This is a genomic window from Lyngbya sp. CCAP 1446/10 (genome assembly GCF_026130175.1).
GTDB lineage: Bacteria > Cyanobacteriota > Cyanobacteriia > Cyanobacteriales > Microcoleaceae > Microcoleus.
The window spans coordinates 44425-61410 of sequence record NZ_JAIGNI010000018.1 but is presented as its reverse complement, the minus strand read 5'-3'; the positions used below and the strand labels follow the sequence as shown (position 1 = coordinate 61410).

Annotated in this window: 13 protein-coding genes; 11 read left to right on the top strand and 2 right to left on the bottom strand. The window is 46.1% G+C overall.

The genetic code is table 11. The annotated features are described in order from the left end of the window. Positions 1-103 precede the first annotated feature (103 nt). The 10 genes from K4039_RS10535 (at position 104) to K4039_RS10490 (ending at position 11009) form a co-directional block, all read left to right on the top strand. Positions 104-817 (top strand): NnrU family protein, encoded by a 714-nt coding sequence (locus tag K4039_RS10535; RefSeq protein ID WP_265235126.1) that lies wholly within the window; start codon positions 104-106, stop codon positions 815-817. A gap of 44 nt (positions 818-861) precedes the next feature. Continuing rightward, a complete protein-coding gene (locus K4039_RS10530) occupies positions 862-1239 on the top strand; it encodes a co-chaperone YbbN (RefSeq protein ID WP_265235125.1) in 378 nt (125 codons plus the stop codon). A 423-nt stretch (positions 1240-1662) separates the two neighbouring features. Then, positions 1663-3708, top strand: a complete 2046-nt coding sequence (locus tag K4039_RS10525) for an NAD(P)H-quinone oxidoreductase subunit 5 (protein WP_265235141.1) — start codon at positions 1663-1665, stop codon at positions 3706-3708. Positions 3709-4177: 469 nt separating this feature from the next. Further along, complete coding sequence (locus K4039_RS10520; protein WP_265235124.1) at positions 4178-5761, top strand: NAD(P)H-quinone oxidoreductase subunit 4; 1584 nt, start codon at positions 4178-4180, stop codon at positions 5759-5761. Positions 5762-5957: 196 nt separating this feature from the next. After that, the gene (locus K4039_RS10515; RefSeq protein ID WP_265235123.1) at positions 5958-6545 is read left to right on the top strand and encodes a DUF6000 family protein; all 588 of its coding nucleotides are present in this window, start codon (positions 5958-5960) and stop codon (positions 6543-6545) included. 85 nt (positions 6546-6630) lie between these two features. Beyond that, positions 6631-6912, top strand: coding sequence for a hypothetical protein (locus K4039_RS10510; RefSeq protein ID WP_265235122.1), 282 nt, complete (start codon positions 6631-6633; stop codon positions 6910-6912). Positions 6913-7048: 136 nt separating this feature from the next. Then, on the top strand, positions 7049-7249 hold the full coding sequence (locus tag K4039_RS10505) for a type II toxin-antitoxin system HicB family antitoxin (protein WP_265235121.1): 201 nt from the start codon (positions 7049-7051) through the stop codon (positions 7247-7249). A 227-nt stretch (positions 7250-7476) separates the two neighbouring features. Beyond that, positions 7477-7683: a type II toxin-antitoxin system HicA family toxin gene (locus tag K4039_RS10500; protein ID WP_265235120.1), complete on the top strand. Its 207-nt coding sequence runs from the start codon at positions 7477-7479 to the stop codon at positions 7681-7683. Between the two features lie 639 nt (positions 7684-8322). Beyond that, complete coding sequence (locus tag K4039_RS10495) at positions 8323-8559, top strand: type II toxin-antitoxin system Phd/YefM family antitoxin (protein WP_265235119.1); 237 nt, start codon at positions 8323-8325, stop codon at positions 8557-8559. A gap of 419 nt (positions 8560-8978) precedes the next feature. Beyond that, positions 8979-11009, top strand: coding sequence for a bifunctional serine/threonine-protein kinase/formylglycine-generating enzyme family protein (locus K4039_RS10490; protein ID WP_265235118.1), 2031 nt, complete (start codon positions 8979-8981; stop codon positions 11007-11009). Positions 11010-11194: 185 nt separating this feature from the next. Here the strand turns inward: K4039_RS10490 and K4039_RS10485 are convergent, their stop codons facing one another. Further along, positions 11195-12958: a DMT family transporter gene (locus tag K4039_RS10485; protein ID WP_265235117.1), complete on the bottom strand. Its 1764-nt coding sequence runs from the start codon at positions 12956-12958 to the stop codon at positions 11195-11197. A 658-nt stretch (positions 12959-13616) separates the two neighbouring features. On the opposite strand from K4039_RS10485, the gene tnpA reads away from it, so the two are divergent. Then, positions 13617-14015, top strand: a complete 399-nt coding sequence (tnpA, locus tag K4039_RS10480) for an IS200/IS605 family transposase (protein ID WP_265235140.1) — start codon at positions 13617-13619, stop codon at positions 14013-14015. A gap of 570 nt (positions 14016-14585) precedes the next feature. Here the strand turns inward: tnpA and K4039_RS10475 are convergent. Next, a complete protein-coding gene (locus tag K4039_RS10475) occupies positions 14586-16973 on the bottom strand; it encodes a GAF domain-containing protein (RefSeq protein ID WP_265235116.1) in 2388 nt (795 codons plus the stop codon). Between the last annotated feature and the right edge of the window lie 13 nt (positions 16974-16986).

The following is a 16986-nucleotide window of genomic DNA, read 5'->3' as shown; positions in this document are numbered from 1 at the left end:
AGCGAACAGTGAACAGTTAACTGACTGATAACCGCTGAATGCTCCCATAGATACTTTGTGACACAAATTGGCAGAGAATCAATAACTTTTCTTAATATTTGCAATGACGATCGACTGGCCACTCGACTCCCACTTAGTTATTCTCGGACTTTTACTGATGTTTGCGATCGCCCACAGCGGTTTAGCAGCCCTCCGCCCGAAAGGTGAAAAGCTAATCGGGCCGAGACTTTACCGCGTTTTGTTTGCCCTTGTCAGTTTGCCGCTGGCGGTGATTTTGGTTGTCTACTTTTTCAACCACCGCTACGACGGCGTGCAGCTTTGGCAAGTACAGGGCGTGCCGGCAGTTAAACCCATAGTTTGGATACTTTCGGCAATTTCCTTTCTGTTTCTGTACCCAGCAACTTTCAACCTTCTAGAAATTGCCGCCATCCAAAAGCCGGAAGTTCACCTCTACGAAGCCGGCATCATTCGCATCACCCGTCACCCGCAAATGGTGGGACAGGTGATTTGGTGTGTGGCCCACACCCTGTGGATTGGCACTAGCTTTACCCTCGTCACTTCCATCGGTTTGATACTTCACCACCTGTTCGGAGTGTGGCACGGCGACAGTCGGCTGCGAGCTCGTTTTGGCGAATCCTTTGAAACCATCAAATCTCGCACCTCAATTATTCCATTTTTGGCAATCCTGCAAAAGCGTCAAACCCTTGATTTGCTTGAGTTTATGCGTCCTTCCTACGTAGGTGTAGTTATTTTTACGGGCCTGTTGTGGAAAATTCATCCTTTTTTGATGCGTGTCACGGGGAACATATACTGGTAGCATGATCCCTAGGATAGAAAAAAATTATTAAATTTTGAGGGATCATGGTGTTGTCGGTTAGCGAACGCACTTTTGCACAAGAGGTATTTCAAGCCTCTACCCCCGTTTTAGTTCACTTTTGGGCACCTTGGTGCGGTTTGTGCCGCGCGATCGACCCTACGGTTACGACATTTGAGGCAGATTGGGCAGGAAAAGTTAAGATCCTAGGGGTGAATGCCGATCAATCTTTCAAGTTGGCCAACACTTACCGGCTGACAAGTCTGCCGACACTGATTTTGTTTGAGGGCGATCGAGCTCGATTTAGATTTGAACATTATCAAGGACGCGAGGAACTGCGGCGCACTCTGGATTCCTGGATGCTGGCCACTCAAAGCTCTTCCCCATCTCAACGAATGCAACCGCAGGAAGCATTTAACAGATAACGTTTCCAAAGCATTGGGCTCTTGCGTAGAAAGCATTGGGCTCTTGCGTAGAAAGCATTAGAAATTCTCCATTTGTCGATCGACCATCCGATCCAAAATAAATATCGTAGTCTTGTATACACAGGACTGCGATATTTTTCTATCTATCTTTTGACGTAGATTTAAAGAAGACTGAGCGGTTGAAACCGCGTCTATACAAACAAAACCCGAGCTCAGAGGGGTTGAAGAATTGACGGTGAAAATTACGTAAAACGTAATTTTATTCAGTCCGCGGAGGCGGACTTGGTTTTTGTAGACGCCGTTTCAACCGCCGTCTTATCTTAAGAATTGCAGCGAGTATTTTTGCCCAGTCGCGCAGGCGTGTGTCACAATTGTTTACAGTTTTGGCAATATCTAGTAGAAACTTTAAACTACCTATCAGTCATGGAACTGCTTTATCAATACGCTTGGCTGATTCCAGTCCTGCCGCTGGCAGGCGCAATGCTAGTAGGTCTAGGCTTAATCACCTTTAACCAGGCCACCAACAAACTCCGACAAGCGAATGCGATCTTCATCGTCTCCACGCTCGGAGGGTCAATGGTACTATCTTTCGCACTGCTGTGGAGTCAAATACAGGGCCACGAACCCTACACCCGCACTATTGAGTGGGCTTCTGCTGGCGACTTCTCGCTGAACATGGGCTATATCATCGACCCCCTCACGTCGGTAATGCTGGCGATCGTCACCACGGTCGCCTTTTTGGTGATGATTTACACCGACGGGTACATGGCACACGATGACGGGTACGTGCGCTTTTACGCCTACCTGAGCATCTTCAGCGCCTCAATGTTAGGTCTAGTCCTCAGCCCGAACATCATTCAGATTTATATTTTCTGGGAATTGGTAGGTATGTGTTCGTACCTGCTAGTTGGATTTTGGTACGATCGCAAACCCGCAGCAGACGCCTGCCAAAAAGCCTTCGTCACCAACCGCGTCGGCGACTTCGGCCTGCTGTTGGGCATTCTCGGCATTTACTGGGCAACCGGTAGCTTTGAATTTGACGTAATGGGCGATCGCCTGCACTCCCTAGTCGAATCCGGCGCCCTTTCGGCGACTCTAGCGACAATCTTCGGCGTTTTGATCTTTTTGGGCCCAGTCGCCAAATCAGCTCAATTCCCCCTCCACGTCTGGCTCCCAGACGCAATGGAAGGCCCTACACCGATTTCAGCCTTGATTCACGCGGCCACGATGGTAGCCGCCGGAGTCTTCCTGATTGCTCGGATGTATCCAGTATTGGAAGGCCTGCCGGAAGTCATGAATTTGATCGCCTGCACCGGCTGTTTTACAGCATTCATGGGTGCTTCGATCGCAATTACGCAAAATGACATCAAAAAAGGCCTCGCCTACTCCACCATCTCCCAATTGGGCTACATGGTAATGGCAATGGGCGTCGGCGCATACAGTGCCGGACTCTTCCACTTAATGACCCACGCTTACTTCAAAGCAATGCTGTTCCTGTGCTCAGGTTCAGTCATTCACGGCATGGAAGCAGTCGTCGGCCATAACCCGGCTGTGGCTCAAGACATGAGAGTCATGGGCGGCTTGCGTAAATATATGCCGATTACCGCTTCTTGCTTTTTAATCGGCAATTTAGCAATCTGTGGCATTCCACCCTTTGCAGGTTTCTGGTCAAAAGACGAAATCCTCGCCCAAGCTTTTCACGCTAATCCCGCTCTCTGGGCGGTGAGTTGGCTGACTGCGGGCATGACCGCGTTTTATATGTTTCGGATGTATTTCAGCACCTTTGAGGGCGAATTCCGAGGCAATGACAACGCGATCAAACAGCAACTTCTGCAACCAGGTTTGGTCTTCGGCCCCGGAGCGATGAATGTTAAGGAATTGGCCCCCACTGGCGAAAGTCACGACGAACACGACCATTTTCCTCACGAATCTCCTCTGACAATGGCTCTGCCGTTAGTGTTGTTGGCTGTACCTTCAGTATTTATCGGTTTTGTCGGAACGCCGTTTGCTAATTATTTCGAGCAGTTTGTGCGTGCGCCAGGGGAATCTTTGGAAGAAGTTTTGGCACACGCCGCTGAGTTTGATTTGACGGAATTCCTCATCATGGGCGGAAGTTCTGTAGGTATTGCTTTACTGGGAATTACTTTGGCTTCGCTGATGTATTTGAGCCGGAAAATCGACCCAAGTGCGATCGCCCAAAAAATCAAACCGCTCTACGAGTTCTCCCTCAACAAGTGGTATCTCGACGATATCAACGAAGTTCTCTTCGTCAAAGGCACCCGCCGTTTAGCGCGGCAAGTCATGGAAGTGGATTTGCGAGTTGTCGATGGTATCGTCAATTTGACAGGATTTTTGACTCTGGTTACGGGCGAAGGTTTGAAATACTTTGAAAGCGGTCGCGCTCAATTTTATGCCCTGATTGTGTTTGTCGCAGTTCTGGGTTTTGCGATCGTTTCTGGAGTCAGTTAAATCTGTAGGGAAATGGCAATGCCTATTGGTCTCAACAATCGCCTGAAACCTTTTGTCTTTCTCCTTTACTGCCGAGGTCTGATCCCCCTAAATCCCCCTTAAGAAGGGGGACTTTGAGCAGATTCTTGTCCCCCCCTTTTTAAGGGGGGCTAGGGGGGATCTGGCCTCGGAGATCGACGAGAGATACAAAGGTTTTCAGGCGATTGTTGAGACGCCTTGGGCGAAGCGAAGCGGAGGGATTGCCGTATCCCCACCAAGAGATATTTTAAGAAATGCTATTAGCTCAATAACTCACAATTGACAATTAGCCAATAGATGTACATCTTTGATTAAACTCAATTTGTGCGATCGTACAAATTGTCACAAATATAGCAAAAACAAAGGTTTCGTATAAAGAAAGTATAAAATTTACACCAAAACTGTCAAAATGTGTTTAAACCTAATAACTGACGGCTTATTTTAAAACGCAATGGATACAGCAAATTTTCCCTGGCTAACAACAGCAATTCTGTTTCCCGTTGCTGCGTCCTTGCTGATTCCTTTGATTCCCGACAAGGATGGCAAGACGGTGCGCTGGTATGCACTAATTGTAGGTTTGATCGATTTTGCTCTGCTTGTTTACGCTTTTTGCACTCATTACGACTTCAGCAATCCAGATTTGCAACTGGTAGAAAGCTATACTTGGGTACAGCAACTCGATTTAAATTGGTCGGTGGGTGCTGACGGTTTGTCGATGCCGCTGATTTTGCTGACTGGTTTTATTACTACGCTGGCTACTTTAGCAGCTTGGCCTGTCACATTTAAACCGAAGCTTTTTTACTTTTTGATGCTGATCATGTACGGCGGACAAATCGCAGTTTTTGCCGTACAGGATATGTTGCTGTTTTTCCTAGTTTGGGAACTGGAATTAGTCCCGATTTACCTAATTTTGTCCATCTGGGGCGGCAAGAAGCGCCTCTACGCAGCCACCAAGTTTATCCTGTACACCGCAGGCGGTTCGCTGTTTATTTTGCTGGGCGCGCTGACGATGGCGTTTTATGGCGATACGGTGACTTTCGATATGCGGGCGATCGCGCTTAAAGACTTCGCCCCCAATATAGAATTGCTCTTGTACGCAGGTTTCTTAATAGCCTACGGCGTCAAACTGCCAATTTTTCCCCTCCACACTTGGCTCCCTGACGCTCACGGCGAAGCCACCGCACCAGCCCATATGTTGCTAGCAGGAATTCTGCTAAAAATGGGCGGCTACGCCTTGCTGCGGATGAATGCGGGAATGCTCCCCGATGCTCACGCTACTTTCGCACCGCTGTTAGTAATTTTGGGTGTGGTGAACATTGTTTACGCCGCGTTGACTTCTTTTGCTCAGCGCAACTTGAAGCGGAAAATTGCCTATTCTTCGATTTCCCACATGGGATTTGTGCTGATTGGGATAGCTTCGTTTACCGATTTGGGAACTAGCGGCGCAATGCTGCAAATGATTTCCCACGGTTTAATCGGGGCGAGTTTGTTCTTCATGGTAGGATGCACTTACGATCGCACTCACACCCTCATGCTCGACGAAATGGGCGGTGTCGGCAAGAAAATGCGTAAAGTTTTTGCCATGTGGACTGCTTGCTCGATGGCTTCTTTGGCTTTGCCGGGAATGAGCGGTTTTGTAGCAGAATTAATGATATTTGTGGGTTTTGCAACCAGCGATGCTTACAATCCGGTGTTTAAGGTTTGTGTAATATTTCTGGCGGCTGTCGGCGTAATTTTGACTCCGATTTACCTGCTGTCAATGCTGCGGGAAATCTTCTACGGCCCAGAAAATAAGGAATTGGTGGAACACGAAGAGTTGGTGGATGCGGAACCGCGAGAAGTGTTTATTATTGCGGCTTTGTTAGTGCCGATTATTGGCATTGGTTTGTATCCGAAGATGCTGACTCAGGTTTACGATGCGACTACTTCACAGTTGACTGCAAGATTACGGGCTTCTGTACCGTCTCTGGTGGCAAAAGCTGCTGATAAAACAGTGGCTCTGCGCGCTCCGGCGATCGAGCCTAGCAAGTTGTAATTTGAACGAGAGTTAGAAAGAAAACCCCAAACTTGATTTTAAAAATGGTTTGGGGGTTTTCTATATACCGGATCGCAGTAAATCGATTAGATTTGGATTTTTAAACCGCAGATTTAAGCAGATAAACACAGATGAACGCTGATGGAAATGAAATTTTCTATATTGTCACGACTCAAAAAAAAAATAACAATACAGCATGACTGACTATATTCGAGAACGTTATGTTAAGCCACTTTATCTCAATGTTTTACACGGTAACTTTTTAGGGCTTGGCAAAGAAGATTTAGATGCCTTTGTGGACTCGACGACAGTTGCTTTATATGAAGTAACTGAGGAAGAAACGATCCAGATGTATAACAGTAATTGGAGGTATACAATTACAGCAAGTTGGCTTTGTGGAATTGGTCGGCTTTCCCACCATCTCAATAAAATTGAAACTTTACTGATTCCAAGTGAAACTTGGTATGCAGGACAATTTCATTGTTTTGCATTAGCTCGTTTTGACGGTGCTGAATCGGTAAGAGTTTTGCGATCTTATCTCGACACCTACTTACCCGCGGGCGATCGACAATACGACCAAGAATGGGCTATTGGAGCATTATGGTGGTTAGATCGCAGGCATGGAACAGATTATGCACAGGTTTATCTAAAAAACTCCGATAATTGGAAACTTAGATCTCGTCGAGGCGAAGAGTATGGGGTACTAAGGCCAGAGGAAGGAATTCTCCACTTTCAAAAGGTTATGGACTTTGTAGATCAGTATTTTCCAGAATTTGCGACGTAGATAGCTCTGCTTCCTAAGATATCGATTTGCCAGGAAGAAGCGATAATAGATAAGATGCCATTTTGATTGTAAGAGTGTGCTAACTATGACTGATTTACTCGATCGCGCGTTAGCGAAGCCCTCGAAGAGGATCGCTAAGTTGAAAACCTTGTCTGCAAGTGAGCAAGATGCGTTAGCGAAGCCCGCCCCTACGGGGGCTACGCCAACGAAGAGGATCGCCTCAATGATTTTGGAAGAACTTCAAGACGATCTAATATGCGATCGAGCATTTGCTAGTTCTCCCGATACTCTTGCCAAACTTGCAGCGACTGCAATGGCTGAGTATCGCGCAGGTAAAACCCAAGAACTCGATCCAGAAACATTGTGAAGTCCCGTACTACAGCCGAATTCCGTAAATCTTTTGCGGCACTGCCAAAACAAGTTCAATATAATATCGATCGCGCCCTCGCAAGTTTTAAAGCGATACGCTAAAATCCTATTCAGATAGCTATTAGAGATTGCTCATGAAGATTAAGGCGATTATCTGGCAAGAAGATGGTGTATGGTGCGGCTCGGTTCCAGCACTTCCAGGTTGTCACACATGGGCAGAGAGTTATGAACAGTTGTTAGAGATGCTGGAAGATGCTGTTCAGGGTTGGCTGGAAGTCGCCAGTCAACAAAATGAGCTTGCGCCCGATAAACAGTTAATTGAGTTATCTCTTTGACATTCTCACCGCCCTAAAAGTGCGGCGATTCCCAAACATCGCTATTTGGGTTCCTGTTTCATTGCAACTGCCTCCACCGACTCGTAGGGTTTTCCGGTCTTATGCTCGCTCCACAGGTTTTGGCTATTGCCTCCCGCAAGTCCTGCGGTACACTTTTAATTATAGACTAAAAGTCCCCCTAAAAGGGGGAGGTTTCAACCCTCCGCTACGCTCCGCCCAATTTTTCTATGAAATCTGTTTCTGGCAAAGCACTCTGCAAAATCGTTGAGCGATATGGTTGGAAGCTAAAAAGAATCACTGGTAGCCATCATATCTACGCAAAAGAGGATGTTGCAGTTATTCTCTCTATTCCTGTGCATAGCAATAGAGACTTACCTACTGGAACCTTAAGAAGTATTCTCAAGGATGCTGGGATTACGGAGGAATATCTGTAACTGTATCCTGCAATAAGCGTGCGTTAGCGAAGCCCGTCCTACGGGGGCTACAAGGAAGAGGATCGCCCTTTGAGTCTTTAAGCTTAATTTTTTTGTTTATATACTTGCTAGAATAGAAGCGAATACAAACCGGACTGCAACTCATGCTAAAAACCATCGAAGGCATTTATCAGAATGGGTAGATTCAGCTAGCCACGCAACCGCAAGATGTTAGCGAGCAATCGCAAGTTATTGTCACCTTTCTTGATCCGGGTAAAATCGATCCAATTAAACTGCGCCAACTGATCGATCGATTGGAAACAATTGCAGGTATTCAGCAAGGTTTCGATGAACTCAACGCAGGACAGACTCGATTCATCGAAAATTTTGTCCTAGAGATGCAGCAGAAATATGACATTTTAGGTTGAAATTACGTCGATTGCATCTTCTGAGATTGAGCAAACTTACCGCTGGTATCGGGAGCGAAATCCCGATTTTTGCGATCGGGTTTTGGGTTGGTTCCCACGCAGAGTACGACAAGTTGCTATCTCAGTTATAATGGTTATTTGATCTACTTTAGTTTAACTTTATGAGAACGTTCACTGCGGTTGTTGAGAAAGACCATGAAACTGCTTTTGAGCTTTATACTGAGGCATTTTTATGTTAAGTGTGACAGTTGATGAAATTCAGCGCGATCCTTCAAAGTATCTGCGTCAAGTGGAAGCAGGTGCAATTTTTGTTATCCTGCAAGCAGATAAGCCGATCGCGGAACTCAGACCTATTTCTAACAGCAAGCAATTACGACCATTTGGTTTGTGTGCAGGCGAGTTTACCGTTCCAGATGATTTCGATGCTCCTTTGCCGGAAGATATCCTCAGTGCATTTGAAGGTAAATGAAGATTCTGCTAGATACGCACATCTTTTTATGGTTCATCAGTGGTGACATCAAGTTATTAACAGAATGCTTATCTATCAAGCTTTAGAGAATGGTCTGACTATTGCGACAGTAGATGGGGCAATTCGTGCCTACTCGGTCAGCGTTATGTAGCAGTTTACGGTTATTTGTCGTCGCACAACTTCATGGCGCCATTCGCGATCGCAAAACTCAATAGTTCAAAATTACCATTAGCTCGATCGCTCTTCAATTCAGTACGATCTCTTCTTGTCTATAGCCCGATCGCCCGCGAGGACAGAGGGTGCGATGCTTCTTGGTTGGGCGATCGTCAATTTGTAGTATAATGTAATCTGTCAAAAAATCACTAAGAGCCAGAAAAGATATATCATAACTCTAACCGGATCATTTCTTCCCCAAGGATATGTTCTACTGCTCGAATCCAAGGTGCTCTAATCCTTTCAATCCCGACAACTCTAAATTTTGTCAAAGTTGCGGCGAACCCGACCTCACAGCTCTCTTCAGAAACCGCTACCGCGTGATACGACTGTTGGGCGAAGGAGGATTTGGCAGAACTTATGAAGCCGTAGATATCGATCGCATGGACGATTCCTGCGTCATCAAGCAGTTTTCCCCCCAAGTTCAGGGAACATCAGCACTTCAAAAGGCTACAGAACTGTTTAAGCAAGAAGCGAAACGACTTTACGAACTCGGCGAACATCCCCAAATTCCTCGATTAATTGCTTATTTTGAACAAGACAAGCGGCTTTATTTAGTACAAGAATTGATTGAAGGGCAAAATTTACTGGCTGAATTAACTCAGCAGGGCGCTTTTAACGAAGAAAAAATTTGGCAGTTGCTGGCAGATATTTTACCGATTCTGAAATTTGTGCACGATCGCCATGTCATTCATCGAGACATCAAACTTGAGAATATCATCCGCCGCCGCACCTCTGCTAGCTCATCCCCGCCCAAGCCTGGAAATTTTCGCAATTCGGCTTTCCGCAGAGGAGGGCGGGGAGAATTAGTTTTGATTGATTTCGGCGTTTCCAAACAAGTTACAGGTTCCCATCTGAGCAAAGTCGGTACCACCGTAGGAACACCCGGATATTCGCCTATAGAACAAATGCGGGGTCAAGTTTTCCCCGGAAGCGATTTGTATAGTTTGGGGATAACTTGTCTGAGACTGCTAACTAAATGTTTGCCACAAGTTGACGGTTATGATGAGCTTTATGACCCGATTAACGGCGGCTGGATTTGGAGAGAACGCTTACCTGCGGGCACGAAAATTAGCAGCGAATTAGCAACAATTTTAGATAAATTAATTCAAGATTATCTCAAAAATAGATATCAATCGGCTGATGAAGTAATCAAAGCTTTAAATCTCTATTCTCTACCTCCACCACCTCATTGTGGTAATGGCGGACAACTTACATTAAATTATGCTCAGCCCAAGGTGGCCCTACCTCCGCTCAATGCTTATTTGACCGAAATTGAACAAATTGCTCTCAATAGTAAAACCCAGCAACGCCGACAAATAAACAGCAATATCTCTGTTAATCCGAGTGAAAAATCCCACACCAATCTGCCTCGAAACAAGGTAACACAAAGTATTTATACTGTCAAAAGCACTTTTGAATTTCAGGTAGTTACAGTAGACAATCGCGGGCAGCAAACTAATCATAACAGCCGCAAAGCGCGTTTTTTTGAAGAACATCTCGGCCGCGGTACAGTCATGGAAATGGTATCTGTTCCTGGCGGTACTTTCCTCATGGGTTCCCCAAAAGATCGGGGTGACAGCGACGAAAAACCGGAGCACCCAGTAACTTTAGCATCTTTCTATATTGGCAAATTTCCAGTCACTCAGTCGCAATGGACGGCAGTTGCAGCGCTGCCGGAAATTAAAATGTTTCTCAATCCTGATGCTTCCCGTTTTAAAGGTGTCAATCGACCGATTGAAAATGTATCTTGGTACGAAGCGGTGGAGTTTTGCGCTAGACTTTCTCGCCAAACAGGTAAGAAGTATAGCTTGCCTAGCGAGGCGCAATGGGAATATGCTTGCCGGGGGCAAACTATGACGGCGTTTCACTTTGGAGAAACGATTACCAGCGAGTTAGCAAATTACAACGGAAATGCTAATGAGGCTGATGCGCCGAAGGGAGTTTATCGCTTTCAAACGACAGATGTTGGTAGTTTTAAACCGAATGCTTTCGGATTGTACGATTTGCACGGCAATGTGTGGGAATGGTGCGCGGATGCTTGGCACAATAATTATAACGGTGCGCCTGTTGATGGCAGCGTTTGGGAGTCTGGTGGCGACTATTCGCTGAGGTTGTTGCGGGGGGGGTCTTGGAACGATCGCCCTCCGAATTGCCGCAGCGCGTGCCGTCTCAGATATCAGCCGGATTGTAAGGCTAGTATTGTGGGTTTTCGTGTGGTTGTTTCGCTTGTCTAGACTTTAATTGCATTCATTGACAAACAATCTTGAAGTTATCTGCGTTTATCTACGTTTATCTGCGGTTTCCCTATCAATTAAAGATTTATGCAATAAGTCTATTGATCTTGTGTTCGCATAGAGAAACCCGGTTTCTTCATCAAGTAACCGGGTTTCTCTATGGTCGATCATCGCCCATTTAGCCGTTAACTAGCCTTCTTCTGAGGAGCCACCATACGTTCTACACTCATAGCAGCCACGCTCAATGTCACTACAGCCATGCCAAGAATTGCCACAGGCTGCAACTTTTCATTGATAATTAGGAACCCGAAGAGTGCGGTCATTGCCGGGCCCAAAGTGCCAATTACTGACGCTAATGCTGCTCCGGCATACCGGATGGCAAAATTGTTCAAAAGATAGCTAAACAGCGTCAGCACGCCTAAAACAACTCCTCCTGCAATCAAACCAGGCCAAACATTTTGGTCGATTTGAGGAGCCAAATTTTCCGACAGGGGCACCCACAAACTCAGGGAGGAAAATACAAAAATTGCGGCGAAATTAACTAAACTAAAAGGAATCGGGTGCAGCTTGCCCGCGGCCATTTGCGTCAGCAATACGTAACCTGCAAAGGTAATCCCAGAAGCCAGTGCTGCTGCGACTCCCACCCCGACATTGCCGCCGCCGGGAGGTGGCGCTGCAAAACTCGGCCAGCCGGCTAAAATCAGACCTAGGGTAATCCCGCCGATCGCCAAAAAGCCGATCGTACTGGGGCGAGCGCCAAACAAGATCCAAGAACCGAGTACGGTGACGATCGGGTAAATAAAGAAAATCGTAATCGCAATCCCCGCCGGAATATTGCCGATCGCCAAATAAATCAAAACCTGAGACAAAAACAGAAAAAATGCGCTTCCTAAAACCTTGCTCCACAAAGCTCGATCGCCCGACTGAAACAACCGCCTAATATCTTTCCAGACATTCGGATACAGAAAAGTTGCCAATATGGGCATCAAAGCCATCACCACGATCAGCCGCATCAACAAAATCAACAAAGAATTGCCAAAACCAGGAGTTACCACCCCCGGAAGTTCAAACAAGCCAAAAATCATCCGAGGATTTCTGCTTTTAATCAAAATTCTCAAACAAACATTAAACAGCGACAAGATCACCGCCGAAGAGAAAGCCAGCATCAAACCTGCTTGCACTTGAGGAATTGCTTGAGCGGGTGCTGCCGGCATTGCTGAGGGCTGCGGTAGGGCTTGCCGCGGCGCATCCGCAGGTGTTGGCTCCAGAACTTGCGGGCGGATAGAATTAGTTGATTGATCGGGATAGGAATCTTGAGCATCGAAAGGATTCTCAAGATATTCTTCTTCTTCGAGTTCTTCCCTAATCCGGTTGACAAGATTTTGTAACAGCTCTTCCCCTTGCATTTCTAGGGTTTTCATATTGTTAAGCCGCATGGATAGTTCGCTTTCATAGCTGCTCAAATCTTGTTCCAGCATCTGGAAACTGCGATCTATCCGCTCATCCAGCGCCGCCAATAACTCCGAAGCCCGTTCGTCATAGTTGCTCGGCGGCATCGGGATCGGGAACTCTCCGCTGGGAATTGGGCTGCTGAGAGAATGGCCAGAGTTAGCGCTGAGTTCGTTAAACCGCTGCACCAACAAATCTTGCAAATTGTGGGCCAAAACTTGAGCCAACTGCTTCAGCCACAATTGCTGCTGCTGAATGTATCGCCCAGACAGAGATTCCATTTGCTGGGACTGCAATTTGCGATATTGATCCCGGAGGCCTTCAATATCGTCAATCAGGTGATTTTTTTCACTTTGCAGGCGAGTAATGTCCTGATTTAACTGGCCTTTGACATTTTCATGCAAAGCGTCCAGTTCCTGCATCACTGAGTGTAGGACTTCTTCCGCTGATTGTGCATCCCCTGGGTCGTCTTTTGACGAGTATACGTTGCGCTGCGCCATTAGTCTATAACCTCTAATTTAAACTGCACGTTCAGTGTTCTTAAGTATTTTGGCTGCATCAGGTCGCAAGTTCTAGTGAGTTGCTCTCAAAGATTACGGACACTGTTGAATCTATAGTAGTCGCTAAGCTAGAAATGTGAAAAAATTGCGATCGCCCCAAGAACACTTTGTGCAATTAGAAATCATACTACAGCTTGACCTCTGCACCGATTGCTCCCAGTAATTCCCGCATCTGACTCACCCGGATCAACAGCCGAATAGCCCCTTCCCCGACAACTAAATTTGATTTTGGGGCCGACACTCCTCACCCCTCAACGCATAATTTAAGCCCTAAACGGCCAGAAACCCAGTTTCTCGGCCCAAGTCTCTCCGACACTCTGACACCCGGATTTATGATGTTAAAAGTTCCGAGCTTTTACTTACCAAATTTTTAATAGGCGATCGCACCCTCAAAAAGCCACCCTGCGCCATCAAAAAACTAACACATCCAATTCCCCAAGGACAACAGGTATAGCCTCCGAAATTTATGACCGAAGAGCGATCCCGCCGGGCCCCTGGCTTCAGACACGGGGAAAAGTCTGCACCGGTTGAAACAGCCTTGAATATTTATTTGCACATCAAGATACAATATACAGGTCAGATTATGTATACTGTAAACATGAAAGCAAAACTCAAATCAAACCCTAATGTAGCATACTCTTGTAACTACCATGTTGTCTGGTGTCCCAAGTATCGCAGACCAGTATTGATTAACGGTGTGGACATTCGACTAAAAGCCATACTGCAAGAAGTTTGCACCGAATTTAATGCCGAGTTACAGGAAACGGAAGTCATGCCAGATCACGTCCATGTGCTGGTAGGAGTAGACCCGCAATTCGGAATCGCAAAATTGATTAGATATTTAAAAGGGCGTTCATCTCGACTACTGAGACAAGAATTTCCTTGGTTGAAAAGCCGACTACCAACTCTTTGGACAAATAGTTATTTTGTTTCCACCGTCGGCGGTGCGCCGTTATCTGTTGTCAACCAGTATATCGAGAATCAAAAAAATGTCTGATTACGGATTTCAGCAAAACTTAATTAGTCCCGATTCTAGCCTGAAAGCGATTTGAGAATTTGTATGTGGTGAGTCAAATAAGTTAGCTAATTGTGCGCTGTACTATGGTAGTTAGTTGTATTTCAAGACTGGGAAGACTCGCGGTAAATATGACTTTCACAAAATATTCAAATCAAATTTGCATTTTAAAGCACTTTACTCTCATGTTGCACAGCAAACTTTAACTAGCGTTTTGGTATTGCGATCAGCTTAAGATAAGTTTTATGGAAAAATTGAGCATATAATTTTCAGTAAAGTAACACTGATTTATAGCCTTTCTCAGAAAGAGCAGGTACGCGAACGGCATGGGGCATGGGGCATTGGGCGAAGCGAAGCGGAGGGATGGGGCATTGGGCATACCTCACTTTTTTGATAACCGCTATATCTTGAGTCTTGTGATTGATAACCTGTATTTTGCAGTCAAAAATCACAGGTCAGATATACTAAATTAAAACAGGGTATTATTTGTTATTGTCAGTGGCAAGGTGCGCATTGCGCACCCTACAATTAACGGGAATTTACGACGGATTATCAATCGGTAACAACCGTAACTTCGCGATATTCCGCAAGAGCTTTTGTGTCGGGCAAAATACCAACGCGGGCGAATTTCAAACCACTAACTCCTTGCAGTGATTCTACCATACCAGTTTGCACTTTGGCTTCTACCCAACCTTCGCGAGACAAGTAGCGCAAGTATTGTTGATACTCTTCCCATTCGTCTTCGGTTGAATAAACTATAGTTAGCATTCCTGATTGGGTAATTCGCTCTTGTGCATCTTTGTCAACGGCTTTTTCGATCCGCTTTTTGACGAGTTCATATCGAATATCGCGAGTGCCTTTGACATCGAACATTTTTTCAGTATTTTCGTTGTGAAAAATGTCGATCGTGGTATTCTGCACTAATACTAAATGTGCAAGTTCCATGTTGATTTGAGACTCGGCTTGCAGGCGAAACACTGTGCGGGCACAGTCGCAAATTGCTCGCAGTTGTTCGTACCGCAAACTGTGCAAGTGAAATTGGCTGAATTTGCCGTCAATAGATTTCCCGACATAAATCATGTGATCCATGCCGTCGGTGCATTCGATGTCGCAGTAATGGGGGAGAATTTGCTGCATTCGCTCTTGCCAGCGGGCCCAGGTTTCTTGGAGTTTGGTGCTGATTAGGTTCAGCATTTGATCGTAGCGGGTACGATCGCCATAAACGCAGTTATGTTCGTTTTCGCAGGCGGCTTGGTAAGCTTCAACTGCTGCCTGAACCGTGGATCCGCACTGCACAAAATAGTCAAAATACACTTCTAAACGCTCGTTTAAATATTCGGCTGCTCGCACCTCCATATCGACTGTTACTTTTTCTTTTAAATGCTCAATGTAGTCGAGCAAGTCGAGCCGTAGTTGCTCGCCTAGATGGGTAGTTTGTGTTTGGCAAACGGCATCGGCTATGGCTAAACCTAAGCGGAATTGTTCGAGCAAATCTGTTTGAATGGCTCGGTTTCTTTCGTCGCTAGAACCGCGAATGTCGGAAATTCCGTACAACGGATGAACGTCTGCAAATACGATCGTCTCTTGGGGCAGTCCCCAACTGCGCCTTTCTGCTTCTTGGGCGAACCGCCACTCGACTGCGGGATGAATGTTGTGAATGTGGGTAAATCGCTGCTGAATTGCTTGTCGCAGTGCTGCAATGAAGGCGGGAATGAGTTCTTGGGCGTGTTGAGCGTCAATGCCGTTGAAGTGGTTTGCCTGATCGCACAACAGCCCAACTACCCCCAAAATCCGCAGCCCGGAGCCCTCGCGAGTGACAGATTTGACCACAAGGGGTACTAACAGCATCGATTGAGTCCCCATTTTGCGCAAAGTTCGATCGCACTCGGTGCGGCATTCCCGGCGCAAGTCTGGGACGTTCCAAACTTGATTGGCTGCGGTAGCCTTAAAAAAGTGAGAAGCTTCTAGGGATTCCATTGAATAAATAATCGGCTGCAAATGTTGGCCGTCTTTGGAAACTAATAGCTGTACGTGTTCGCCGTCGGGGCGCAGCAGCAAAGTGCCGTCAGCATTAAAGAGCGATCGCAAACAGCGATCGATTCTCTCAAATTTATCTGGCCGCAGCATCGAATTGCAATCGATCAATAACTGAGTCAGCCGCCGAATTTGCTCCTGTACGCTGACATCAAAACCTTCTAGCAGCAGCAAACCTTCGACGCGGTAATTATCCAAATTTAGTCGATCGGCTAAATTTGCCAGTTGATTCGGCTGCATCAGCCAAGCTTCCCGTTCCGCCACAGGCATTAAATTTAAGGGAAGATCCGTAAATTCATCAATTTTTGAGTCAATTCTAGTAATTTTCAACTGTTCCGAACCCAGCCAAAATTCAATAAATTTGCGTTCGCGGTGTTGAGTATTTTTCATACTCGCCGTAACAGGTTCATCTAGTACACGCAAACCGTCGAGATCAATTTGATAAAACCGCTTAAATACCCAGTACAAAAGGTGACGGCGGTACAATTGTTCTGCTATTTTGGCATCGCAATCCTCGAACAATTCCAGCAGACTGAGCCCAGTTTCTGTAAACCAACCGTTATTAGATTGAGTGACCAAAGGGGTTCCCTCCCAACCGGCCAAGCGGCAAAATGCCGCGTTAGCGTAACGCATGGCAAAAGTTCCCGGTTCCATGACTGCGATTAAAACGCGACGATCGCCGAGAAATTGAAACAGTCGCTCTAAATCTTGTTTCCACGTTTTCAAGCGTTCAATTTCAGCAGATTGACTGGGTACTTGAGCCGTCAAAGCTTCCAATAGCTGATCGACGCTTGGTTCGCTTGGCAGATTGTCACTCTCTTCTTCTGTTGCAATGATACTTTCGGTTGGCAGTGATTTTACGGAGTTGGTGTTGTTTTGATGGGAAGACGATTTAGGAGTAGACATAAGCAAAACACCT